Here is a 22983-nt window from a genome sequence, read left to right as displayed (position 1 = left end):
GTCACATGTTCCCTTATGGGCCAAGGGTCTCTACGCTGGCGGAATCGCCCCAGAGCACTCCACCACGAGCCCCGGAACGGGGAAGAAAAGGTGAACCCGATGGCCAAGAAGAAGGCGTCCGGCGTACGCAAGAACGGCCTGTATCCCGAGATCTCCGAGGAACTCTCCGCCCTCATGCGGACGGGCTGGGCCGACACCGAGCAGCGCGACCTGCGCCCGGCGGAACAGACTCCGCACGCGGCGCGCCGCCGCGCCGCCCTGTCCGCGCTGTTCCCGGGCGAGCGCCTGGTGATCCCCTCCGGGAAGCTCAAGATCCGCTCGAACGACAGCCATTACCCCTTCCGCCCGCACTCCGCGTACGTCCACATGACCGGCGACCAGGCGCGGGACTGCGCCCTGGTCCTCGAACCCCGCTCCGGGGGCGAGGGCCACGACGCGTACCTCTACCAACTCCCCCGCGACGCCCGGGACAGCGACGAGTTCTGGACCGGTATGACGGCCGAGCTGTGGATGGGCCGCCGGCGCAGCCTCGCCGAGTCCGAGCTACTGCTCGGGCTGCCCTGTCGTGACGTGCGCGACGCTCCGGCCGAACTGGCCGCGTCGCCCGGCGTGCCGACCCGCATCGTGCGCGGCCACGACCCTGAGCTCGAGGAGGCGGTGACGACCGACGAGGAGCGCGACGCCGAGCTGGAGGAGGCACTCTCGGGCCTGCGCCTGGTCAAGGACGACTGGGAGATCGGCGAGCTGCGCAAGGCGGTGGACTCGACGGCCCGTGGGTTCACCGATGTCGTACGGGAGTTGGCGACCGCCGTCGCCACGTCGGAGCGCTGGATCGAGGGGACCTTCTTCCGCCGCGCCCGCCTGGAGGGCAACCACATCGGCTACGGCTCGATCTGCGCGGCGGGCGAGCACGCCACGATCATGCACTGGCAGGACAACGACGGTCCGGTGCGCCCCGGCGAACTCCTGCTCCTGGACGCGGGGGTGGAGACCCACACCCTCTACACCGCCGACGTCACCCGCACCCTCCCGGTCGACGGCACCTTCACCCCGCTCCAGCGCAAGATCTACGACGCGGTGTTCGAGGCGCAGGAGGCGGGCATCGCCGCCGTGAAGCCGGGCGCCGCCTACCGCGACTTCCATGACGCGGCGCAGCGGCACCTCGCGTACAAGCTCGTGGAGTGGGGCCTTTTGGACGGTGATCCGGAGCGGGTCTTCGAGCTGGCGCTGCAGCGCCGCTTCACCATGGCGGGCACGGGCCACATGCTCGGTCTGGACGTCCATGACTGCGCCCAGGCCCGCACCGAGGAGTACGTCGGCGGGGTACTGGAGGAGGGCATGGTGCTGACCGTCGAACCGGGCCTGTACTTCCAGCCGGACGACCTGACCGTGCCCGAGGAGTACCGGGGCATCGGGGTCCGCATCGAGGACGACATCCTCGTCACGGCCGACGGCAACGAGAACCTGTCGGCCGGTCTGCCGCGTGACTCCGCCGCGGTCGAGGCGTGGATGGAGGGCCTGGTGAGCGGCCGCCAGAGCGGTCGCTAGAGCAGCCGCCGGAGCGGCACGGCCAGGCGCGCGGGCTCGGCGGGACCCCTCTATACACTCGGTATATACACACTATGTATAGTGCTCGCATGTCCGCTGCGAAAAGCAAGATGAAGAGATCTGCCCCAGGGTTCCGTCGAGCCGCTCTCATGACGGCCATGACCGCCGCGGTCATGGCCGTCGCCCTGACGGGGTGCACGAAGGTGGACACCACCTCCCCCAGCTCCGTGCGCAAGGACGGGGCCTCGGTGGGCGTGAAGGGCCGGGCGAAGGTCGGAGCGGTCGACTGCCGCAGCGCCAAGTGCGTGGCCCTGACGTTCGACGCGGGGCCGAGCGAGAACTCGGCGCGGCTGCTCGACATCCTCAAGGAGGAGAAGGTGCCCGCCACCTTCTTCCTGCTCGGCAAGAACCACATCGCCGAGCACCCCGAGCTCGTGAAGCGCATGGACGCCGAAGGGCACGAGGTGGCGAGCCACACCTGGTCGCACAAGATCCTCACCGACATCACGCCGGACGAGGCGCGCGAGGAGCTGCGCAAGACCGACGACGCGATAGAGAAGCTGATCGGCCACAAGCCGACGCTGATGCGCCCTCCGCAGGGCCGCACCAACCCGGACGTCAACAAGATCTCGCGCGAGGAAGGCCTCTCGGAGGTCCTGTGGAGCGTGACCGCCAAGGACTACACGACCAACGACTCCGCACTGATCAAGAAGCGCGTCATCGACCAGACCGAGCGGGACGGCATCATCCTGCTGCACGACATCTACAAGGGCACGGTGCCCGCGGTGCCGGGCATCATCGACGAGTTGAAGAAGCGCGGCTACGTCTTCGTGACGGTCCCGCAGCTCCTCGCGCCGGGGAAGGCCGAGCCGGGCAAGGTATACCGCCCGTAACCTGGCAGGATCGCCGTGTGGCTCTCTTCCGTATCGACCGGGAATCATCCCTGCCCGCCGACGACGTCTGGCGCCGGCTCACCACCTGGGAACGGCATGCCGACGTGGTCCCGCTGACGCGGATCGTCGTGCGGACCCCGCCGCCCCACGGGGAGGGCACCGTCTTCGTCGCCCGCAGCGGGCTCGGCCCCGTCGGCTTCGACGACGTGATGGAGGTCGTGACGTGGCGCCCGGCCGAGGCGGGCGGCGGCGTGTGCCGACTGGAGAAGCGAGGGTCGTTCGTGACGGGGTGGGCGCAGATCGAGGTGTCCCCCCGGACAGGGACGAGCGGTTCAAAGGTCGTCTGGCGCGAGGAACTGCGCGTGCGGTGGCTGCCGGGGGTCTTCGACAGGGTGCTCGCGGCCGCCGGACGGCGGATGTTCGGGCGGGCGGTCGACGGGCTGCTCTCCGCTCCCCCGCCCCGCCCCTTCGCGTGAGGGGCCGGGCCTGAGGTTCAGCCCCGCGAGGCCCGTACCCGCCCGTGCAGTGTCCGCGCCACCCTCGGGCCCAGCCACCGCTTCATCCGGCGCAGGGGTTCCAACTGCTCGGCGGCGCGGTCGATCCGGTAGTAGAGCTGGGGCGGGACGTGGGGCAGCAGCGGTGAGTGGCGCTGGCCGAGGAGCGCGAACATCTGGGCCGGTTCGAGGCCGATGTAGCGCGGCAGGTTCTCGTACCACTGGGCGCTGTAGCGGGCCGCGCTCTGGACGGAGAGAAGGGCCGAGCGCCGCTCCTGTTCGTAGCGCGCGAGGGCGGCGGTGAGGTCGGTGCCTTCCCGCAGGGCGTCCGCCAGGGCGATCGCGTCCTCCAGGGCCAGCGTCGTACCCGCGCCGATCGAGTAGTGCGTGGTGTGCGCGGCGTCGCCGAGCAGGACCACGTTGCCGCGGTGCCACGTCCGGTTGGTCAGCGTCCGGAAGTTGAGCCACTGCGCGCTGCCGTCGGCCTGCGCGCGGCCGATCAGGCGGTGCCCGTCCAGGGGCCCGGCGAAGAGCCGCTCCAGGAGGGCGAGCCCGTCGGCCTCGCTCGCCTCGTGCAGGCGAAGGCCCGTCCAGGTCTCCGGGGAGCACTCGATGACGCAGGTGCTCCGCTCGTCGCTGAAGCGGTAGCCGTAGCACCAGATCCAGCCGTGGGCGGTCTCCACGAAGGCGAAGGTGAAGGAGTCGAAGACCTTGGTGGTGCCGAGCCAGATGTACTTGTTGCGGCCGAGCGCGATCTCGGCCCCGAAGTGGTCCGTGTGGCGCTCGCGCAGGGCGCTCCTGACGCCGTCGCCCGCGACGACCAGATCGGCGTCGGGGAGTTGGGCCGCGTCGGCGATCTCCCGTTCGAACTCGACGCGTACGCCGAGGGACCTGGCCCGGCTCGTGAGGATGTCGAGGAGCCGGTGGCGCCCGATGCCGTGGCCCTCGTCGCCGTGGTGGACCGTCGTGCGGTCGCCGACGTGGGCGACGCCGTCGCTCCAGCGGACCGAGTGCTCGCTGATGGCGCGCGCGGACTCGGGGTCGCCGGCACGGAGTTTGTCGAGCAGCCCGCCCCAGTAGGTGACACCCCAGCCGTACGTCGACCCTTCCGGGTTGCGCTCGTGGACGGTGATGTCGTGGGACGGGTCCTGCCGCTTGAGCAGGATCGAGAGGTACAGGGCGGCGGGCCCGCCACCGACGCAGGCGACCTTCACGAATGCTCCTATTGCGTCATAAAGTGATCAACTCGTGACGCAAGGTAGCAGCACGGGCAGCTCAGGCCACGGACCCGATCCGCCCGGCGGGCCGCCGCGAGCCGTCGTGGTGGATCGGCGTGTGGGCGCCCGTCAGCGAGACGCCGCTGCCGCCCCGCCGGTTCGCGACGATCTCCGCGGCGATGGACAGGGCCGTCTCCTCCGGGGTGCGCGCGCCGAGGTCCAGGCCGATGGGCGAGCGCAGCCTGGCCAGTTCCAGCTCGCTCACGCCGACTTCGCGCAGCCGCTTGTTGCGGTCCTCGTGCGTGCGGCGCGATCCCATCGCGCCCACGTAGGCGACCGGAAGGCGCAGGGCCAGTTCGAGCAGCGGCACGTCGAACTTGGCGTCGTGCGTCAGCACGCACAGGACGGTGCGGGCGTCGGTTTCGGTGCGCTTCAGGTACTCGTGCGGCCACTCGACGACGATCTCGTCCGCGTCCGGGAACCGCGCCGCCGTGGCGAACACGGGCCGCGCGTCGCAGACGGTCACGCGGTAACCGAGGAACTTGCCGATCCTGACGAGCGCGGACGCGAAGTCGATCGCGCCGAACACGATCATGCGGGGCGGCGGGACGCTCGACTCGACGAGGAGGGTGAGCGGCTGCCCGCAGCGCGAGCCGTCCTCGCCGATCTCCACCGTGCCCGTGCGCCCCGCGTCCAGCATGGCGCGGGCCTCGCCCGCCGCGGTGCGGTCCAGCTCGGGATGTCCGCCGAGCCCGCCCTCATGAGGGGCGTCGGCGTCCGACCGTACGAGAAGAGCGCGGCCCACGAGTTCCGCGGGGCCGGAGGTGATGCGGGCGACGGCCGCGGCCTCGCCCGACGCGGCCGCCGCGAGCGCGGCGGCCAGAACCGGCCGCGCGGAGGAGTCCGCGCGGACCGGGGTGACGAGGATGTCGATGACGCCGCCGCAGGTCAGACCCACGGCGAAGGCGTCCTCGTCGCTGTATCCAAAGCGTTCGAGGACGCTTTCGCCGTCTTCGAGGGCCTGTCGGCACAGTTCGTAGACGGCGCCTTCCACACACCCGCCGGAGACGGAGCCGATGGCCGTGCCCTCGGCGTCGACGGCCAGGGCCGCGCCGGGCTGCCGGGGCGCGCTGCCGCCGACCGCCACCACGGTGGCGACGGCGAAGTCGCGTCCCTGCTCGACCCACCGGTTCAGCTCTTCGGCGATGTCCAGCATGTCCGTCTCCTAACGGGTGTGTGAGGCGGGGCGGGCTACTTGACGCCCATCCAGTTCTCGATCGGGTGGAGCGCGAAGAAGGCCAGGAACACGAGGGCGAGCACCCACATGAGCCAGCCGATCTCACGTGCCCTGCCCTGCGCGGCCTTGATCAGGACGTGGGCGATGACACCGGCCGCGATCCCCACCGTGATGGAGTACGTGAACGGCATCAGGACCGTGGTCAGGAACACCGGGATGGCGGTGGCCTGGTCGGTCCAGTCGATGTGCCGGGCGTTGCTCAGCATCATCGCGCCGATGACCACCAGGGCGGCGGCCGCGACCTGCGTCGGGATGAGCTGCGCGAGCGGGGTGAAGAAGAGGCACAGCGTGAACGCGAGGCCGGTGACCACGCTCGCGAAGCCGGTGCGCGCGCCGTCGCCGACACCGGCGGTGGACTCCACGAAGACGGTCTGCCCCGAGGCACCGGCGAGACCGCCGACGACGCCACCGGCACCGTCGATCGCCAGGGCCTTGTTCAGGCCCGGCATCTTGCCGTCCTTGTCGGCGAGGTTGGCCTGCTGGCCGATGCCGATGATGGTGCCCATGGCGTCGAAGAAGCCGGCCAGGACCAGGGTGAAGACGATGACACCCACGGTGATGCCGCCGATGTCGCCGATGCCGCTGAAGGACACCTCGCCGAAGAGGCCGAAGTCGGGCGACGAGACGACGGAGCCGTCGAGCTCCGGGGCGTTCAGACCCCAGTCCTTGTCGGTCATGCCGGCGAGCTGGTGGACGATCGCGGCGAAGACGGTGCCGCCGACGATGCCGATGAGGATCGCGCCGGGGACCTTGCGGACCTGCAGCAGGAAGATCAGCAGGACGGTGACGGCGAAGCACAGGACGGGCCAGCCGATGAGCTTGTCGTCGATGCCCATCTGGATCGGCTTCGCGCCCATGTCGCCGTGCTTGGACGGCATGGAGGTGACGAAGCCCGCCTGGACCAGGCCGATCAGCGTGACGAACATGCCGATGCCCATGGTGATGGCGTGCTTCAGCGCCAGCGGGATCGCGTCCATGATCAGGGTCCGCAGGCCGGTGAGGACCAGCAGGATGATGATGACGCCGTAGATGATGCACATCGCCATGGCGTTGCCCCAGGTCATCTCCGGGGCGACCTGGAAGGCCATCACGGCGGAGACGCCGAGTCCCGCCGCCAGGGCCAGCGGCACGTTGCCGAGGATGCCCATGACGATGGTGGTGGCGGCCGCCGCGAAGACGGTGGCGGTGGTCAGCTGATCACCGTCGAGGCGGTGTCCCGTGGCGTCGGGGACCGAGAGGATCACCGGGTTGAGCAGGATGATGTAGGCCATCGCCATGAAGGTGGTGATGCCGCCGCGCACCTCCCGGCCGACGGTCGAGCCTCTGTGCGTTATGTGGAAATACCGGTCCAGCCAAGACCTGCCGGCGGGGACGCGTGAGCCGTTGCCGGCGTCCTCAGCGGTGGTCTTCGGCTCCGTTGACTGCTGGGTCATGGTGCCTAACTCCCAAGGTTCAAAGGGGCACCCGCAACAGGCGGTTCACAAGAGGGTCGGGCCTGTGGAGACTGCGGGATTTGGGATGCTGCGTTGGGCGCACGACCCGGGGGACGGCCCGAGACGAACTGGGGCTCCGAAGAGCGTGGGTGATGCGTGGGTGCTGCTCAGGTACTGCGTCGACCGCGAGCGGTGCGGTACTGGGGTTCTCCGGGCGGCGCGAGCGGTAGGAAGTGTGACGTTCCCGAGGGAGGCGCGCGCCGCCCGGAGAGATCGTGGGGTCAGGCGCCGGTCAGGTCCCCGTCAGGTGTTCGGGGCGTACCGGCGTCTTGTTCAGCTCCAGACCCGTCGCGTTCCGGATCGCCGCGAGGACGGCCGGAGTCGAGGAGAGGGTCGGGGCCTCGCCCATGCCGCGCAGGCCGTAGGGCGCGTTCGGGTCGGCCAGTTCGAGCACGTCGACAGGGATGGTCGGCGTGTCGAGGATGGTCGGGATGAGGTAGTCCGTGAAGGAGGGGTTGCGCACCTTCGCGGTCTTCGGGTCGACGATGATCTCCTCCATCACCGCGACGCCCAGGCCCTGGGTGGTGCCACCCTGGATCTGGCCGACGACGGAGAGCGGGTTGAGCGCCTTGCCGACGTCCTGGGCGGTGGCCAGCTCGATGACCTTGACCAGGCCGAGCTCGGTGTCCACCTCGACGACCGCGCGGTGCGCGGCGAACGAGTACTGGACGTGGCCGTTGCCCTGACCGGTCTTCTTGTCGAAGGCCACGGTCGGACGGTGCCGCCACTCGGCCTCGACCTCCACGGTCTCGCCGTCGAGCAGCTCGGCCAGGTCCGCGAGGGCCTCGCCGCCGTCGGTGACGACCTTGCCGCCCTCCAGGAGGAGTTCGGCGGTGGCCCACGCCGGGTGGTACGAGCCGAACTTGCGGCGGCCGATCTCCAGGACCTTCTCGCGGACGAGCTCGCAGGAGTTCTTGACCGCGCCACCGGTGACGTACGTCTGACGGGACGCGGACGTCGAACCGGCGGAGCCCACCTGGGTGTCGGCGGGGTGGATCGTCACCTGCTGGACGCCCAGCTCGGTGCGGGCGATCTGCGCGTGGACGGTGATGCCGCCCTGGCCGACCTCCGCCATCGCGGTGTGCACGGTCGCGACCGGCTCACCGTTGATGACCTCCATGCGCACCTTGGCGGTGGAGTAGTCGTCGAAGCCCTCGGAGAAGCCGACGTTCTTGATGCCGACCGCGTAGCCGACGCCGCGTACGACGCCTTCGCCGTGCGTGGTGTTGGACAGGCCGCCGGGCAGCGCGCGGACGTCGGCGCCCTCGCTGGACTCCCACTGGCGCTCGGGCGGCAGCGGGCGGGCCTTGACGCGGCGCAGGATCTCGGCGACCGGGGCCGGCGAGTCGACGGCCTGTCCGGTCGGCAGGAGCGTGCCCTGCGACATGGCGTTGAGCTGGCGGAACTCGACCCGGTCCATGCCCACCTTGTCGGCGAGCTTGTCCATCTGGGCCTCGTAGGCGAAGCAGGCCTGGACGGCGCCGAAGCCGCGCATCGCGCCGCAGGGCGGGTTGTTCGAGTAGAGGGCGATCGCCTCGATGTCGACGTCGTCGATCACGTACGGACCGACCGACAGGGACGAGGCGTTGCCCACGACCGCCGGGGAGGCCGACGCGTAGGCGCCGCCGTCCAGGACGATCTTGCACTTCATGTGCGTGAGCTTGCCGTCCTTGGTGGCGCCGTGCTCGTAGTACAGCTTCGCCGGGTGGCGGTGCACATGGCCGAAGAAGGACTCGAAGCGGTTGTAGACGATCTTGACCGGCTTGCCGGTGCGCAGCGCCAGGAGGCAGGCGTGGATCTGCATCGAGATGTCTTCACGGCCGCCGAACGCGCCGCCGACGCCGGAGAGCGTCATGCGCACCTTCTCCTCGGGCAGGCCGAGGACGGGGGCGATCTGTCCGAGGTCGGAGTGCAGCCACTGGGTGGCGACGTACAGGTCGACGCCACCGTCCTCCGCCGGTACCGCGAGGCCGGACTCCGGGCCGAGGAAGGCCTGGTCCTGCATGCCGAAGGTGTACTCGCCCTTGACGATGAAGTCGGCCTTCTTGGCGGCCTCTTCGGCGTTGCCCCGGACGACCGGCTGGTTGTGCACGATGTTCGGGTGCGGGACGTGCTTGATGTACTCGTCGGTGCGGTTCTCGTGGACGAGGACGGCGTCCGGAGCGGTCGCCGACGCCTCGTCGGTGATGACGGGCAGTTCCTTGTACTCGACCACGATCTTCGCGGCGGCACGGCGTGCGGTCTCCGGGTGGTCGGCGGCCACGAGGGCGACCGGCTCACCGTGGTGGCGGACCTTGCCGTGGGCGAGGACCGGGGTGTCCTGGATCTCCAGGCCGTAGTTCTTCATCTCGGCCGGCAGGTCGTCGTACGTCAGGACGGCGTACACGCCGGGCGTCTTGAGGGCCTCGACGGTGTCGATCGAGACGATCTCGGCGTGCGCGACGGTGCTGCGCAGCGTCTGGCCCCAGAGCATGTCCTCGTGCCACATGTCCGAGGAGTACGCGAACTCGCCGGTGACCTTGAGGGTGCCGTCCGGGCGGAGCGTGGACTCGCCGATGCCGCCCTTGTTGTGCTTCTGGGTGACTTCGGTGGGCGCGCCCGTGGTGGTCTTGGTTCCAGCCATGATCAGACCGTCTCTTCCTGACGGGCGGCCGCCAGGCGGACCGCGTCCAGGATCTTCTCGTAACCGGTGCAGCGGCAGAGGTTGCCGGAGAGCGCCTCACGGATGTCGGCGTCCGACGGCGAGGCGTTGCGCTCGAGCAGCTCGTCGGCCGCGACGAGGAGACCGGGGGTGCAGAAACCGCACTGGACGGCGCCGGCGTCGATGAACGCCTGCTGGATGGCGGAGAGTTCGCCGCCCTCACCGGTCTGACCGTCCGTTCCCTTGGCCTGCCACTGGCGGGCTTCCTGGAGGCTGGTGCCGCCGCAGACGGAGCCGCAGGCGCCGCCCGGGTGGGAGTCCTCACGGTGCTTGGCGTAGTCCGCGAGGCCCTCGACGGTGACGACCTCGCGGCCCTCGACCTGTCCGGCGGCGACCAGACACGAACACACCGGTACGCCGTCGAGACGGACGGTGCAGGAACCGCACTCGCCCTGCTCGCAGGCGTTCTTGGAGCCCGGGAGCCCCATGCGCTCACGCAGTACGTACAGAAGGGACTCGCCCTCCCACACGTCGTCGGCTTCCTGCTGACGGCCGTTGACCGTGAAGTTCACGCGCATTATGCGACTCCCTCAGTGCTGCGGCCGTTGCCGCGGTACGACTCCCAGGTCCAGCCGAGCGTGCGGCGGGCCATGATGCCGACGGCGTGCCGGCGGTAGTTCGCCGTGCCGCGGACGTCGTCGATCGGGTTGGCGGCACCGGAGGCGAGCTCCGCGAACTGCTTGGCGATCGAGGGGGTGATGATCTTCTTGCTGTCCCAGAAGCCGCCCTCTTCGAGCGCCGCGTTCAGGAACTCCTCGGCCGCCTTCGCCCGGATGGGGGTCGGGGCCGCGGATCCGATGCCGGTCCGTACGGTCCGGGTCTCGGGGTGCAGCGCGATGCCGAAGGCGCACACCGCGATGACCATCGCGTTGCGGGTGCCGACCTTCGAGTACTGCTGCGGGCCGTCCGCCTTCTTGATGTGGACGGACTTGATCAGCTCGTCCTGGGCGAGGGCGTTGCGCTTCACGCCGGTGTAGAACTCGTCGATCGGGATGAGGCGCGAGCCGCGTACGGACTCCACCTCGACCTCGCAGTCGGCGGCGAGCAGCGCCGGGTGGGCGTCACCGGCCGGGGACGCCGTGCCGAGGTTGCCGCCGACGCCGCCGCGGTTGCGGATCTGCGGCGATGCGACCGTGTGCGAGGCGAGCGCCAGACCGGGGAGCTCCGTGCGCAGCTCCTCCATGATCTGGGTGTACGGAACGGAGGCGCCCAGCTGGACCGTCTCCTCGCCCACCGCCCACTCGCGCAGCTCGGCGATGCGGTTGAGGTCAAGCAGGTACTCGGGACGACGGTGGTCGAAGTTGATCTCGACCATCACGTCGGTGCCACCCGCAATCGGCACAGCTGTCGGGTGCTCGGCCTTGGCGGCGAGCGCCTCCTCCCAGCTGGCGGGGCGAAGGAAGTCCATGAGGCTCTCTTCTTCGTATCGTGGGTCGTTCGCTTCAAGGGACTTCGTTCCGGCCACTGGTGCCATGGGTCCCTCGACTGCTCGTTCATGTGCTGTTAACGCGGAGTGGGGCAAGTACACCGCCCCTGCGTCCGATGGGGTCAGTCACCGAAACCATGAAGGAGTTGGCTGGCCAAGGGGCGCGTCTTGTAGATTCGTATGAAGAACGGGCCTCAGTAACCTCGCGGATTCCCCCCGGAAACCGGAGGCTCCCCAGGGCACGGGGGCTCCCGTCCACACAGAGTCGACAGACACGGACTGTCTGTACATCCCATTCGAGACAAGATCGGCGGCGACCACCATGCGGCTGCGCGCACTCCTTGACACCGACGCGCTGGGCCTGCGGCTGCTCGGCGGTGCGGAAGAGCTCGACCGCACCGTGCGCGGTGTGATGACCACCGACCTGCGCGACCCCAGCCGGTATCTCGCGGGCGGCGAGCTGGTCCTGACCGGTCTCGCCTGGCGCCGCGACGCCTCGGACACGGAACCCTTCGTACGGACCCTGGCGAGCGCCGGAGTGGCGGCGCTCGCGGCGGGCGAGGCCGAGCTGGGGGACATCCCCGACGACATCGTCGAGGCCTGCGCCCGGCACCGTCTGCCGCTGTTCGCCGTGAACGAGTCGGTCGCCTTCGCGACGATCACCGAGCACGTCGTGCGCCAGGTGTCCGGCGAGCGGGCCGGTGACCTGGCGGCCGTCGTCGACCGGCACCGCCGCCTGATGACCTCGGGTCCCACCGGCGGCGGCCCCGACGTCGTCCTGGACCTGCTGGGCTCCGACCTGGACCTGCGGGCCTGGGTCCTGTCCCCCGCCGGCCGCGCCATCGCGGGATCGAGCGCCGCGGGCCCCGCCCTGCCCCCGGCCGTGTGCGCGCGCCTGGCGGGCGAACACCTCGCCGCGGCCCGCACGGGGCGCCGGGGCCCCCACCGGGTCCAGGTGGACGGCTCGACGTACTCCCTGTTCCCCATCCGGAGCAGTGGGCGCGGTTCGGGTTCCGCGGCCTCCGCGGCGAGCACGGCGGCGCTGCGCGACGTCCGCGAGACGGTCCTGTCGGACTGGCTCCTCGCGGTCGAGGCGGACGCCGGCGACTGGCCCGAGGAGCGGCTCGACCTGCTGCAGGGCGTCACCCAGCTGATCGCGGTGGAGCGCGACCGGCGCGACGCGGCACGCACCGTACGGCGCAGACTCGCCCAGGAGGTGCTCGAACTCGTCCAGACGGGCGCGGCGCCCGCGGAGATCGCGGCGCGCCTGCGGGTCGCCGCCCCCGTGCTGCTTCCCGGCCTGGGCGCGGCGCCGCACTGGCAGGTCGTGGTGGCCCGCGTGGAGTGGGACGGGGGCGAGATCGAGGGCGGCCCGGTGGCCCAGTCCCTCCTGGAGGAGATCCTCGTGGACCCCCTGTCGGCGGGCCCCGAACCGTCCGACCGCATCGCGGTGGCCCATACGGGTGACGAGGCGATCGCGCTCGTGCCGCTGCCCGCGGTCTCCACGGAGCACGACGGCTCGGAGACGGGCCTGCTTGCCGACTCCCTCCTGGAGTCCGTCCGCGACCCGCTCTCGGCGGGTCTCGACGGCGACGGCCGCCTCACGCTCGGCGTCAGCGCGTCCGTGCACTCGGCCGAGGGCCTGCGCGGCGCCCTGGAGGAGGCCCGGCACGCGCGCCGGGTCGCGGCGGCGCGCCCGGGACGGGTCTGCGCGGCGGGCCACCAGGAGCTGGCCTCGCACGTCCTGCTCCTTCCCTTCGTCCCCGACGACGTGCGCCGCGCGTTCACAGCCCGCCTCCTCGACCCGCTGCGGGACTACGACAGGCGCCACCGGGCGGAGCTCATCCCGACCCTGGAGGCGTTCCTCGACTGCGACGGTTCCTGGACCCGCTGCGCGGCGCGACTGCACCTGCACGTCAACACGCTGCGCTACCGAGTGGGCCGTATCGAGCAGTTGACGAGTCGTGACCTCTCGCGCCTGGAGGACAAGCTCGATTTCTTTCTGGCACTGCGCATGAGCTGACACGGGCGACCTGCGGCAAACACCTTTCATGGCCCGCCCTTTGTGAAATCTTTCACCCAGCCTCTTGGCCGGGTGCGCCGATCCATGCTGAGATGCGCCCACGACTCAACAGCTCAATGGCGTGCTCGGGGAGGGCAACGTGGCGCATACCGCCATGTCTGGTTCCGGAACGACTGCAGGGGACGATCCACTCCAGACCGCGGTATGGCGGCTGCGCTCGCGCGGCTGTTGGACCGACGCGGCCGCACTGCTCGCCTCACGGGAGGGCCCGGGGCCCGCCCTGCAGAGAACCTCTCTTCTGGTGGAGCGGTGCCTGTTCACGGGCGAGGGCTGGGCCGAGGCGGAGGACGGTCTGCGGACCGCCGAGGCACTGGCCGTGGAGGACGAGGACCGCGGGGCCGCGGCCTGCGAGCGCGGCCAGCTCGCGTACGCCTCCACGGTGCTGGCCGTGCGGGACCGGGCCGACGAGGCGCGTACGGCACTGGGGCGGGCGGCGGCGCTCATCGCCCCGAATGCTTCGGGGCGGCCTCTGCTCGACTTCCGCCGGGGCCTCATCGCCGAGCACATCTCGGATTCGCCCCAGGCCGCGCGGGCGGCCTACCGGCGGGCGCATGCGGGCGCGACGGCGCATGCCGATCCCCTGCTGCTCTCCTTCACGTGGCGCCACCTGGCCGGACTCGCCCTGCGCGAGGGCGAGTTGGCGGAGGCGCGGCACGGGTTCGCGGAGTCGCTGCGGATTCGGGAGGAGCTGGGGTATCTGGTGGGCACGGCGCCGGCGCTGGCCGCGCTGGCCGACACGGAACCTGAACCGGAGGCGGGCCGCCTCCGGGCCGAGGCGGCCCGCCTCTTCCGCCTGATGGGCGGGGTGCCGTCATGGCTGGCCCAGCACTTGACGCCACCGGCGCCGCCTGCGCCTGCGGCTTGAGGTGAGGGGCGGGGCTTTTCCCCAACCCCGCCCCTTCCCGAAAACTCGCTCGGCGCGAGGGCCCTCCTCAAGCGCCGGAGGGGCTGGAAGTATCCGGCCGGGCTGGATACTTCCAGCCCGGCCGGCGTTTGAGGCCATCTTGTACGGGGCCTGGGGCGGAGCCCCAGTTTCGGGAAGGGGCGGGGCTGGGGAAAGCCCCGCAGGGGCCGCCCTGACCTCAGCCCCCCGCCCCCGCAAAGTGCTCCCGCACCAGGGTCTGGACAACCCCCAGATCCTGCGCGACCAACGCCTCCAGCAGAGCCATGTGCTCCGCCGCATCAGCGACAAGATCCGCGCGCCGAGCATGGACGGGCCCACTCACCAGAGGCCACTGCGACCGCCGATGGAGATCATCCGCCACCTGCACCAACTGCTGGTTGCCCGAGAGGGCGAGGACCGCCCCGTGAAAGGCCCGGTCAGCCTCCGCGTACCGGGCAAGATCCCCGCCCGCCGCGGCCACCGCACTCGCCTCCGCGAGCGGCCGCAGCTCGCACCACCGCGCGGCAGGCACCGTACGGGCGAGCCGCAGCATCACCGGCACCTCGATCAGCGCCCGCACCTCCGCCAGCTCCCCCAGCTCCCGCGCGCTCCGCTCGGTGACCCGGAAGCCGCGGTTCGGCACGACCTCCACCGCTCCCTCGATCGCCAGCTGCTGCATCGCCTCGCGCACCGGAGTCGCCGAGACCCCGAAGCGCTCGCCGAGCACGGGCGCCGAGTACACCTCGCCGGGTGCGAGCTCGCCGCCGACGAGCGCGTCCCGCAGGGCGTCGAGGATCTGACCGCGCACCGAGTTGCGCCGCACGGCCTTGCGGGGCGCGGGAACCGGCACCCGAACGGCCGCTTCCCCGTGCGTGTGCTCACCGCGGGCCGCGGCGGGGGGCCTCACCGGGGCCGTGTCGCGGGCCGTGTCGCGGGCCGTCGCGGCCCGCACCTGCTCCGGCACACGGACGGCGAGGCGGGACGCGTCATGCGCTCTGGCCTGCTCCACGAGGTCCACCCCAAAGTCCGCTCGGTCCGAAAGGTACGAGAGGCACCATAGGCGGACAGCCCCGCAGTTGAAACCTCGATCATTCTGGGTAAGGTTAGGCTTACCTGTAATCGATCGTGATTCGGTGGTCCCCCGCATGTCCGTACCCGCCTTGGCGAAGAGCGCCCCGAGCGCCCTCGCGGACGCCTACGCCCGACTCACCGAGGTGTTCCCCGGACTGCTCGTGACCGAGCTCGGCGAACACGAGCAGGCCCCACAGGGCGACGGCTGGGTCACCGCCGCCCGGCTCGCGGAGGGCGGGGCCGACCTCGAGGCGTTCATGGCGTGGGACGAGGCGCAGGTACTGCGGGACTACGGACAGGCGGGGCGTCCGGACGTCATCGCGAGCTTCGCGCTGCACCGCTACGCCTGGCCCGCCACCCTCCTGATCACCATGCCGTGGTTCCTGCAGCGCCGTGTGCCGCGCTACCCCGTGGAGAACGTGTCCTTCCAGCGCACCCTCGGCCGCCTCGCCGTGCGCGACGCGGGCTTCGCCTGCCTGCCGGGCGACCCCGCGGCCGCACTTCCGGGCGCCCGCGTCGTGCCGGACGAGGAGGCCCTGCGCGCGGAGGTGCGGGCCGCCGTCGCCGAGCACCTGGGACCGCTCCTGGACGCCTTCGGGCCCCGGATGCGGCGCCGCTCGCGTGCCCTGTGGAGTGTCGCCACGGACGAGATCGTCGAGGGGCTCTGGTACATCGCCCACCTTCTCGGCGAGGAGCAGCGCGCCACGACGGAGCTGGAGCGGCTGCTCCCCGGCGCCACCAAGCCGTACGTGGGCACGGCGGGGTTCCGTGAGCTGCGGGGGCCGAACGGCGAGTCGCTGCCGACGCGGGACCGCGCGAGCTGCTGCATGTTCTACACGCTGCGCCCCGAGGACACCTGTGTGACCTGTCCGCGCACCTGCGACGCGGAGCGCGTCGCGCGCCTCAGCGCCGCCGCGGCCGCCTGACCCCCGACCACCCGGGCCCGACCACCGACCACCCGACTGCCCGACCCGCGCCTCGCCCCGAGCCGAAACCGCGCCCCCTCCCCCTTGAACCACCCTTTCGCGTTCGTTTAATCGAACTCAACTACCCACACGGGGCCCCCAGTTCGAGCAAAACGGCGCGCGCCACACCCCTTTGCACCCCCCTTGGCGTCTTCTTGCCCAAAAACCCCTCTGGGGGTCATCGGGATTGGGCCACTATGGCGCCCGAACGCCCTACCGCGACGCAAGGGACCCCAGATGAGACTGACCGACATATCGCTGGACTGGCTGCTTCCGGGTGGCGTCCTGCTCCTGGGCATGCTGGTGGCGGTGGCGGTACTCGCACGCGGCAAGCGCGCCGGGCAGAAAGCGGCCGCCGGAACCTCCGGCGACGACTCCTGGGAACGCAGCGAGGAGCGCCGCAGGCGCAAGGAAGCAATCTACGGAACGGCCTCGTACGTTCTCCTGTTCTGCTGTGCGGCGGTCGCCGCCGCACTCTCCTTCCACGGCCTTGTCGGCTTCGGCCGGCAGAATCTCAACCTCACCGGCGGCTGGGAGTACCTGGTTCCGTTCGGGCTCGACGGCGCGGCGATGTTCTGCTCCGTGCTCGCCGTGCGCGAGGCCAGCCATGGTGACGCGGCGCTCGGCTCGCGGCTCCTGGTGTGGACGTTCGCGGGCGCGGCCGCCTGGTTCAACTGGGTGCACGCGCCCAGGGGCCTCGGCCACGCGGGCGCCCCGCAGTTCTTCGCCGGGATGTCGCTTTCGGCGGCGGTGCTCTTCGACCGTGCGCTGAAGCAGACCCGCCGCGCGGCGCTGCGCGAACAGGGCCTGGTGCCCAGGCCGTTGCCGCAGATCCGGATCGTACGGTGGCTGCGCGCACCACGGGAGACCTTCGCCGCCTGGTCGCTGATGCTCCTCGAAGGAGTACGCAGCCTGGACGAGGCGGTCGAGGAGGTCCGCGAGGACCGGCGCGAGAAGGAGCGCACCCGGACCCGCAGGCGGGACCGGGAGAAGCTGGAACGTGCGCAGCTCAAGGCGATCAGCAGGGGCCATCGCAGCCTGCCGAGCCGCGGCGGCGGGCGTCAGGTCGATCTGCCGGCGGTCGCGCCGGCGACCGGGTCCGCGCAGGTCGGCGCGGACCCTGCCATAGCGCCGCAGGAACAGGAACAGGAGCAGTTGCCGCTGCGCTCCCGTCCCGCTCTGCAGGCCGTGAAGAACGGCGCTGAACCCGTCACCGTCGACCTCACGGCCGAGGACGACACCCAGGCGCTGCCGCGGCTCGACTCCCTTGAGCGCAAGCTCAAGGATCTGGAGCAGCAGTTCGGCTGATGTCAGCGGCGCAGGACGGGAGTTGACCGGCGGTCCGGCTCAGGCCGGGCCGCCGTCCAGCTCGAACCACACCACCTTCCCGACCCCGTGGGCGCGCACTCCCCACGCGTCGGCGAGGGACTGCACGAGCATCAGGCCCCGGCCATGCGTGCTGTCGTCGGCATTCGGCACGCAGAGCTTCGGGCGGCGCCCCACGAAGTCCCTGACCTCGACGCGCAGCCTGCCGGGCCGCACCGTCGCCGTCAGGATGGCGTCGCGGTCGGTGTGCACCAGTGCGTTCGTGACGAGCTCGCTGGTCAGCAGCTCGGCTACCTCGGATTTTCCGGGCCTCCCCCAGGTCCGGAGCAGTTCGCGCAGTGCGCCCCTGACTTCAGGGACCGCCCGCAGGTCGGATCTCCCCAATCTGCGCCGGAGTTGAGCCCTATGGAGCTCCACCGGCTTGTCGTTGATCGGCCCGTCCCTTGCTGTCGGCGAAGACGTCCCGAACTGGATGGGACTGCCCCCTCTTGCTTGCCTTGTCATGACCCCCGCCCACAAACGAGTCAATTCCTCCCTGCTCGAACACGCTCACGGAATGCATGCCCCACTCGGTTGGCGGCACTCATGTCCATTCGTCAACCATTGGAGTGGGTGCGCCAGAGCCCGGCGGGGAAGTGAAGCCGTGGACCGTTTCTGCTTGATCCCGACCGGGCCCGATCGCGTCACATCGGCCCCGCCCGAGTGCCTTGAGGAGCCGCCGTGCACGACGACCGACTGCTGGTGGAGGGACGCCTGGAGCGCGCCCTGCGGCAGTTCATCCGCCCCGCCCAGTACGCGGACCGTGTGCCGCTGAGCCTCTCCGTCTGGCACGCGCCGGGCGAACCCGTGCCCGTCGCCGAGGCCCTCGACGCCGCGTACGAGCCGTTCGAGACGGGCACGGCCTGGGGAAAACCCTGGTCAACCAGTTGGTTCCGGCTGCGCGGTCAGGTGCCCGACCACTGGCGCGGGCGTCACGTCGAGGTGGTCGTCGATCCCGGCTTCACCGGGGAGGGCCCCGGCTTCCAGGCGGAGGGTCTGGTGTACGACGCCTCGGGCGTCCCCATCAAAGGCATTCACCCGCGCAACCGGCACATTCCCGTGGCAGCTTCCGCTCGGGGCGGTGAGCCGGTGCACCTCCTCCTGGAGGCGGCGGCCAACCCCGCGATCCTGCACGACTTCGAACCGACACCCCTGGGCGACGTACTGACCGCGGGTGATGGCCTCATCTACCGATTCGCGTCTGCCGACCTCGCCGTACTGGACGAGGACGTATGGCGGTTGACGCTGGACATCGAGGTCCTCTCCGAGCTGATGTACGAACTGGACGCGGCCCGTCCGCGGCGTCACGAGATCCTGCGCGCCCTGGAGCGGGCGCTCGACGCACTCGATCTGCACGACGTGTCGGGCACGGCCGCGGCGGCACGGGCCGAGCTGACGGAGGTCCTCGCAAGCCCCGCCCACGCCAGCGCGCACCGAGTCTCGGCCACCGGGCACGCCCACATTGACTCGGCTTGGCTGTGGCCGCTGCGCGAGACGGTACGCAAGGCGTCGCGCACCTTTGCCAATGTGACGGCGCTCGCGAAGGACTATCCGGAGCTGGTCTTCGCCTGTTCACAGGCCCAGCAGTACGCCTGGGTCAAGGAGCACCAGCCGCACATCTGGGAGCGCATCAAGAAGGCCGTCGCGGACGGCAACTGGGCCCCGGTGGGCTCCATGTGGGTCGAGTCGGACGCCAACATGCCGGGCGGCGAGGCGCTGGCCCGGCAGATCACGCACGGGATGCGGTTCTTCCGCGAGGAACTGGGCGTGGAGACGGAGGAGATCTGGCTGCCGGACTCCTTCGGCTACACGGCGGCGTTCCCGCAGTTGGCGAAGCTCGCGGGCGTCCGCTGGTTCCTCACCCAGAAACTGAGCTGGAACCAGTCCAACAAGATGCCGCACCACACCTTCTGGTGGGAGGGCATCGACGGCACCCGCGTCTTCACGCACTTCCCGCCGGTCGACACCTACAACTCGCAGATCCATGGCGCCGAACTCGCGCACGCGGAGCGGAACTTCACCGAGAAGGGCCGCGCATCGCGCTCCCTGGTGCCGTTCGGCTGGGGTGACGGCGGCGGCGGCCCGACCCGCGAGATGCTGGAGAAGGCACGGCGGCTGCGCTCGCTGGAGGGGTCGCCGCGCGTCGAGATCGAGAAGCCGTCGACGTTCTTCGCCGCCGCCGAGGAGGAGTACGGGGCGGGGGCGCCGGTCTGGTCCGGCGAGCTCTATCTGGAGCTGCACCGCGCCACGTACACCACGCAGGCGGCCACCAAGCGCGGCAACCGCCGCGCCGAACACGCCCTGCGCGAGGCCGAGTTGTGGTGCACGGCCGCCGCGGTCCGCGACCCCGCGTACGTCTACCCCTACAGCACCCTCGACCGGCTGTGGAAGACGGTGCTCCTGCACCAGTTCCACGACATCCTGCCGGGCTCGTCGATCGCCTGGGTGCACCGGGAGGCGCGGGACACCTACGCGCGCGTGCTCGCCGAGCTGGACGAGATCACCGCGGCGGCGGTCCGCTCCCTCGGCGCCGGCGGACCCGTCGCGCTCAACGCGTCGCCGTACGCCCGCAGCGAGGTCGTCACGGCCGACGACGGCTCCCTGGTGCACGTGAACGTCCCGGCCCTGGGGAGCAAGAGCCTCGAAGAGGCAGCGTCCTACACGCGGGAGACCGGGGCGACCGCTCTGCTCGCCGACGGCGAGATCCAGTTGCTGAACGAGCACCTGCGCGTCGCCGTCGACGCGGACGGCCTGCTGACCTCCATGCACGACATCGACGCGCACCGCGAGGTGCTGTCCCCCGGCTCGCGCGGCAACCTCCTCCAGCTGCACCCCGACCACCCCACGCACTACGACGCCTGGGACCTGGACAAGCACTACCGCAACACGCACACCGACCTCACCGAGGCCGAGTCCGTGGAGCTGGTCGAGGACGGGCCGCTGCGGGTCGCCGTCCGCGTGGTGCGGTCCTTCGGGAAGTCGCGGATCACCCAGGAGATCCGCCTCGCGGCGGGCAGCCGACGCGTCGACGTCGTCACGGAGGTCGACTGGCAGGAGTCGGAGAAGGTGCTCAAGGCCGCCTTCCCGCTGGACGTGCACGCCGAACGGTCCGCCGCCGAGATCCAGTTCGGGCACGTGCACCGCTCCACGCACGCCAACACCGGCTGGGACGCGGCCCGTTTCGAGATCTGCGCGCACCGCTGGCTGCGGGTCGCCGAGGACGCGTACGGCGTGGCGGTGCTCAACGATTCGACGTACGGCCATGACGTGACGCGCACCCCGCACGGCGAAGGGCTCGGCACCACCGTGCGGCTCACCCTGCTGCGCGCCCCGCACAGCCCGGACCCGGAGACGGACCTGGGCGTGCACCGCTTCACGTACGCCCTGCTGCCCGGCGCGACGACGGGTGACGCGGTCGCGGAGGGGCTCGCGCTCAATCTGCCGCTGCGGGTGGCCGACGCGCCCGTGCTGCCCTCCCTGGTGAGCGTCGACAATCCGGCGGTGACCGTGGAGTCGGTGAAGCTCGCGGACGACGGGAGCGGCGATGTCGTGGTGCGGCTCTACGAGTCGCGGGGCGGACGCGCGGCGGCCACGCTCACCACGTCGTTCGCGGTGGGCGCGGCCGAGGTGACCGACCTCCTGGAGCATCCGCTCGAACCGGCCCACACCGATGACGCGGGGCTCGTGCTCGCGCTGCGTCCGTTCCAGATCGTGACGCTGCGGCTGCGGCCAGTTCGCTGACCGCCGGTCAGGGGCGGGGCACGTTCCGCAGGTTGGAGCGTGCCATCTGGACCATGCGGCCCACCCCGCCGTCCAGGACGATCTTGCTGGCGGAGAGCGCGAAGCCGGTCACCATCTCGGAGCTGATCTTGGGCGGGATGGAGAGGGCGTTGGGGTCCGTGACGATGTCGACGAGAGCGGGTCCCTTGTGCGCGAAGGCGTCCTTCAGGGCGCCCGCGAGCTGCTTGGGCTTCTCCACCCGTACGCCGTAGGCACCTGCGGCGCGGGCGACGGCAGCGAAGTCGGGGTTGTGGTTGGCCGTGCCGAACGAAGGGAGCCCGGCCACCAGCATCTCCAGCTCGACCATGCCGAGCGAGGAGTTGTTGAACAGGACGATCTTCACCGGCAGGTCGTACTGGACGAGGGTGAGGAAGTCGCCCATCAGCATGGAGAATCCGCCGTCGCCCGACAGGGAGACGACCTGCCGCTTGCGGTCGGTGAACTGGGCGCCGATCGCCTGCGGCAGGGCGTTGGCCATCGAGCCGTGACTGAAGGAGCCGATGATGCGGCGCTTGCCGTTCGGGGTGAGATAGCGGGCCGCCCAGACGTTGCACATGCCCGTGTCGACGGTGAACACCGCGTCGTCGGCGGCCAGTTCGTCGACGACGGACGCGACGTACTCGGGGTGGATCGGGATGTGCTTGTCGACCTTGCGCGTGTAGGCCTTGATGACGCCTTCCAGGGCGTCCGCGTGCTTCTTCAGCATCTTGTCGAGGAACTTGCGGTTGCTCTTGGGCGTGACGCGCGGGGTGAGACAGCGCAGGGTCTCGCGTACGTCGCCCCAGACGGCGAGGTCCAGCTTGGAGCGGCGGCCGAGCCGCTCGGGCCGTACGTCGACCTGGGCGATCTTGACGTCGTCGGGCAGGAAGGCGTTGTACGGGAAGTCGGTGCCGAGCAGGATCAGCAGGTCGCACTCGTGGGTGGCCTCGTACGCGGCGCCGTAGCCGAGCAGCCCGCTCATGCCCACGTCGAAGGGGTTGTCGTACTGAATGAATTCCTTGCCGCGCAGGGCGTGGCCCACCGGGGACTTGATCTTCTCGGCGAACTCCATGACCTCGGCGTGCGCGCCGGCCGTGCCGCTGCCGCAGAAGAGGGTGACCTTGTCCGCCTTGTCGATCATCGCGGCGAGCTTGTCGATCTCCGTGTCGCCGGGGCGCACGGTGGGGCGCGAGGTGACGAGGGCGCTCTCGGCGGACTTGTCCGGCGCGGGCTCGTCGGCGATGTCTCCGGGCAGGGTGACGACGCTGACGCCGGACTGCCCGATCGCGTGCTGGATGGCGGTCTGCAGCAGCCGCGGCATCTGCTTCGGGCTGGAGATCATCTCGCTGTAGTGGCTGCAGTCCTGGAAGAGCCGGTCGGGGTGGGTCTCCTGGAAGAAGGAGAGCCCGATCTCGCTGGAGGGGATGTGCGACGCGAGGGCGAGGACGGGCGCCATGGAGCGGTGGGCGTCGTAGAGGCCGTTGATCAGGTGGAGGTTGCCGGGGCCGCAGGAACCGGCGCAGACGGCGAGGTTCCCGGTGATCTGGGCCTCGGCGCCGGCCGCGAAGGCGGCGGTCTCCTCGTGCCTGACCTGCACCCACTCGATGCCCTTGGTGCGCCTGATCGCGTCCACGACCGGGTTGAGGCTGTCGCCCACGACGCCGTACATACGGCGCACACCGGCGCGGTGGAGGATGTCGACGAACTGTTCGGCGACGTTCTGCTTGGCCATGGCTTCACGAACCCTTCAGTCCCCTTGACTCTCTTGGGTCCATGAATTCACAGGGC

General features: G+C 70.7%; 17 protein-coding genes. 8 read left to right on the top strand and 9 right to left on the bottom strand.

The features are described from left to right. The first annotated feature begins 99 nt into the window (after positions 1-99). From ACWFRU_RS09785 to ACWFRU_RS09775, 3 genes are all read left to right on the top strand, one after another. Positions 100-1548 (top strand): aminopeptidase P family protein, encoded by a 1449-nt coding sequence (locus ACWFRU_RS09785; protein ID WP_453685584.1) that lies wholly within the window; start codon positions 100-102, stop codon positions 1546-1548. Positions 1549-1706: 158 nt separating this feature from the next. Continuing rightward, entirely contained in the window at positions 1707-2441 is a 735-nt protein-coding gene (locus ACWFRU_RS09780) for a polysaccharide deacetylase family protein (protein ID WP_453685583.1), read from the top strand. 17 nt (positions 2442-2458) lie between these two features. Beyond that, positions 2459-2917, top strand: a complete 459-nt coding sequence (locus tag ACWFRU_RS09775) for an SRPBCC family protein (RefSeq protein ID WP_453685582.1) — start codon at positions 2459-2461, stop codon at positions 2915-2917. Between the two features lie 17 nt (positions 2918-2934). Here the strand turns inward: ACWFRU_RS09775 and ACWFRU_RS09770 are convergent, their stop codons facing one another. From ACWFRU_RS09770 to ACWFRU_RS09745, 6 genes are all read right to left on the bottom strand, one after another. Continuing rightward, positions 2935-4149 (bottom strand): FAD-dependent monooxygenase, encoded by a 1215-nt coding sequence (locus tag ACWFRU_RS09770; RefSeq protein ID WP_453685581.1) that lies wholly within the window; start codon positions 4147-4149, stop codon positions 2935-2937. A 61-nt stretch (positions 4150-4210) separates the two neighbouring features. Continuing rightward, positions 4211-5368 (bottom strand): XdhC family protein, encoded by a 1158-nt coding sequence (locus ACWFRU_RS09765; RefSeq protein ID WP_453685580.1) that lies wholly within the window; start codon positions 5366-5368, stop codon positions 4211-4213. A gap of 35 nt (positions 5369-5403) precedes the next feature. Beyond that, positions 5404-6882, bottom strand: coding sequence for an NCS2 family permease (locus tag ACWFRU_RS09760; protein ID WP_453685579.1), 1479 nt, complete (start codon positions 6880-6882; stop codon positions 5404-5406). A 292-nt stretch (positions 6883-7174) separates the two neighbouring features. Continuing rightward, on the bottom strand, positions 7175-9565 hold the full coding sequence (locus tag ACWFRU_RS09755) for a xanthine dehydrogenase family protein molybdopterin-binding subunit (protein ID WP_453685578.1): 2391 nt from the start codon (positions 9563-9565) through the stop codon (positions 7175-7177). Between the two features lie 2 nt (positions 9566-9567). Continuing rightward, on the bottom strand, positions 9568-10161 hold the full coding sequence (locus ACWFRU_RS09750; RefSeq protein ID WP_453685577.1) for a (2Fe-2S)-binding protein: 594 nt from the start codon (positions 10159-10161) through the stop codon (positions 9568-9570). Beyond that, positions 10161-11051 (bottom strand): FAD binding domain-containing protein, encoded by an 891-nt coding sequence (locus tag ACWFRU_RS09745; protein WP_453685576.1) that lies wholly within the window; start codon positions 11049-11051, stop codon positions 10161-10163. The genes ACWFRU_RS09750 and ACWFRU_RS09745 overlap by 1 nt, the downstream gene beginning before the upstream one ends. 340 nt (positions 11052-11391) lie before the next feature. Between ACWFRU_RS09745 and ACWFRU_RS09740 the strand changes: the two genes are divergently transcribed. Together ACWFRU_RS09740 and ACWFRU_RS09735 are read left to right on the top strand one after the other, a co-directional pair. Beyond that, positions 11392-13092: a PucR family transcriptional regulator gene (locus ACWFRU_RS09740; protein ID WP_453685575.1), complete on the top strand. Its 1701-nt coding sequence runs from the start codon at positions 11392-11394 to the stop codon at positions 13090-13092. Positions 13093-13246: 154 nt separating this feature from the next. Beyond that, positions 13247-14017: a hypothetical protein gene (locus ACWFRU_RS09735; RefSeq protein WP_453685574.1), complete on the top strand. Its 771-nt coding sequence runs from the start codon at positions 13247-13249 to the stop codon at positions 14015-14017. 217 nt (positions 14018-14234) lie between these two features. Here the strand turns inward: ACWFRU_RS09735 and ACWFRU_RS09730 are convergent, their stop codons facing one another. After that, on the bottom strand, positions 14235-14987 hold the full coding sequence (locus tag ACWFRU_RS09730) for a GntR family transcriptional regulator (protein ID WP_453685872.1): 753 nt from the start codon (positions 14985-14987) through the stop codon (positions 14235-14237). Between the two features lie 193 nt (positions 14988-15180). Between ACWFRU_RS09730 and ACWFRU_RS09725 the strand changes: the two genes are divergently transcribed. Both ACWFRU_RS09725 and ACWFRU_RS09720 read left to right on the top strand, forming a co-directional pair. Then, a complete protein-coding gene (locus tag ACWFRU_RS09725) occupies positions 15181-16032 on the top strand; it encodes a (2Fe-2S)-binding protein (RefSeq protein ID WP_453685573.1) in 852 nt (283 codons plus the stop codon). A 276-nt stretch (positions 16033-16308) separates the two neighbouring features. Further along, positions 16309-17379, top strand: coding sequence for a DUF2637 domain-containing protein (locus tag ACWFRU_RS09720; protein WP_453685572.1), 1071 nt, complete (start codon positions 16309-16311; stop codon positions 17377-17379). A 39-nt stretch (positions 17380-17418) separates the two neighbouring features. On the opposite strand, the gene ACWFRU_RS09715 is transcribed toward ACWFRU_RS09720, so the two are convergent. Beyond that, complete coding sequence (locus ACWFRU_RS09715; RefSeq protein ID WP_453685571.1) at positions 17419-17901, bottom strand: ATP-binding protein; 483 nt, start codon at positions 17899-17901, stop codon at positions 17419-17421. A gap of 216 nt (positions 17902-18117) precedes the next feature. Between ACWFRU_RS09715 and ACWFRU_RS09710 the strand changes: the two genes are divergently transcribed. Then, positions 18118-21177, top strand: coding sequence for an alpha-mannosidase (locus ACWFRU_RS09710; protein WP_453685570.1), 3060 nt, complete (start codon positions 18118-18120; stop codon positions 21175-21177). A 7-nt stretch (positions 21178-21184) separates the two neighbouring features. Here the strand turns inward: ACWFRU_RS09710 and ACWFRU_RS09705 are convergent, their stop codons facing one another. Further along, positions 21185-22927 (bottom strand): pyruvate dehydrogenase, encoded by a 1743-nt coding sequence (locus ACWFRU_RS09705; RefSeq protein ID WP_453685569.1) that lies wholly within the window; start codon positions 22925-22927, stop codon positions 21185-21187. Positions 22928-22983: the final 56 nt, after the last annotated feature.

This window comes from Streptomyces sp. NPDC055099, assembly GCF_053607685.1.
The sequence above is the reverse complement of the archived record's forward strand: the minus strand, read 5'-3'. Positions and strand labels throughout refer to the sequence as shown.

What these genes read in the sequence shown, in the direction of transcription:
- ACWFRU_RS09785 (WP_453685584.1), top strand. Translation starts at nt 100, where the DNA reads ATGGCCAAGAAGAAGGCGTCCGGCGTACGCAAGAACGGCCTGTATCCC.
- ACWFRU_RS09780 (WP_453685583.1), top strand. Translation starts at nt 1,707, where the DNA reads ATGACCGCCGCGGTCATGGCCGTCGCCCTGACGGGGTGCACGAAGGTG.
- ACWFRU_RS09765 (WP_453685580.1), bottom strand. Translation starts at nt 5,368, where the DNA reads ATGCTGGACATCGCCGAAGAGCTGAACCGGTGGGTCGAGCAGGGACGC.
- ACWFRU_RS09760 (WP_453685579.1), bottom strand. Translation starts at nt 6,882, where the DNA reads ATGACCCAGCAGTCAACGGAGCCGAAGACCACCGCTGAGGACGCCGGC.
- ACWFRU_RS09755 (WP_453685578.1), bottom strand. Translation starts at nt 9,565, where the DNA reads ATGGCTGGAACCAAGACCACCACGGGCGCGCCCACCGAAGTCACCCAG.
- ACWFRU_RS09750 (WP_453685577.1), bottom strand. Translation starts at nt 10,161, where the DNA reads ATGCGCGTGAACTTCACGGTCAACGGCCGTCAGCAGGAAGCCGACGAC.
- ACWFRU_RS09745 (WP_453685576.1), bottom strand. Translation starts at nt 11,051, where the DNA reads ATGGACTTCCTTCGCCCCGCCAGCTGGGAGGAGGCGCTCGCCGCCAAG.
- ACWFRU_RS09740 (WP_453685575.1), top strand. Translation starts at nt 11,392, where the DNA reads ATGCGGCTGCGCGCACTCCTTGACACCGACGCGCTGGGCCTGCGGCTG.
- ACWFRU_RS09735 (WP_453685574.1), top strand. Translation starts at nt 13,247, where the DNA reads ATGTCTGGTTCCGGAACGACTGCAGGGGACGATCCACTCCAGACCGCG.
- ACWFRU_RS09725 (WP_453685573.1), top strand. Translation starts at nt 15,181, where the DNA reads ATGTCCGTACCCGCCTTGGCGAAGAGCGCCCCGAGCGCCCTCGCGGAC.
- ACWFRU_RS09720 (WP_453685572.1), top strand. Translation starts at nt 16,309, where the DNA reads ATGAGACTGACCGACATATCGCTGGACTGGCTGCTTCCGGGTGGCGTC.
- ACWFRU_RS09715 (WP_453685571.1), bottom strand. Translation starts at nt 17,901, where the DNA reads ATGACAAGGCAAGCAAGAGGGGGCAGTCCCATCCAGTTCGGGACGTCT.
- ACWFRU_RS09705 (WP_453685569.1), bottom strand. Translation starts at nt 22,927, where the DNA reads ATGGCCAAGCAGAACGTCGCCGAACAGTTCGTCGACATCCTCCACCGC.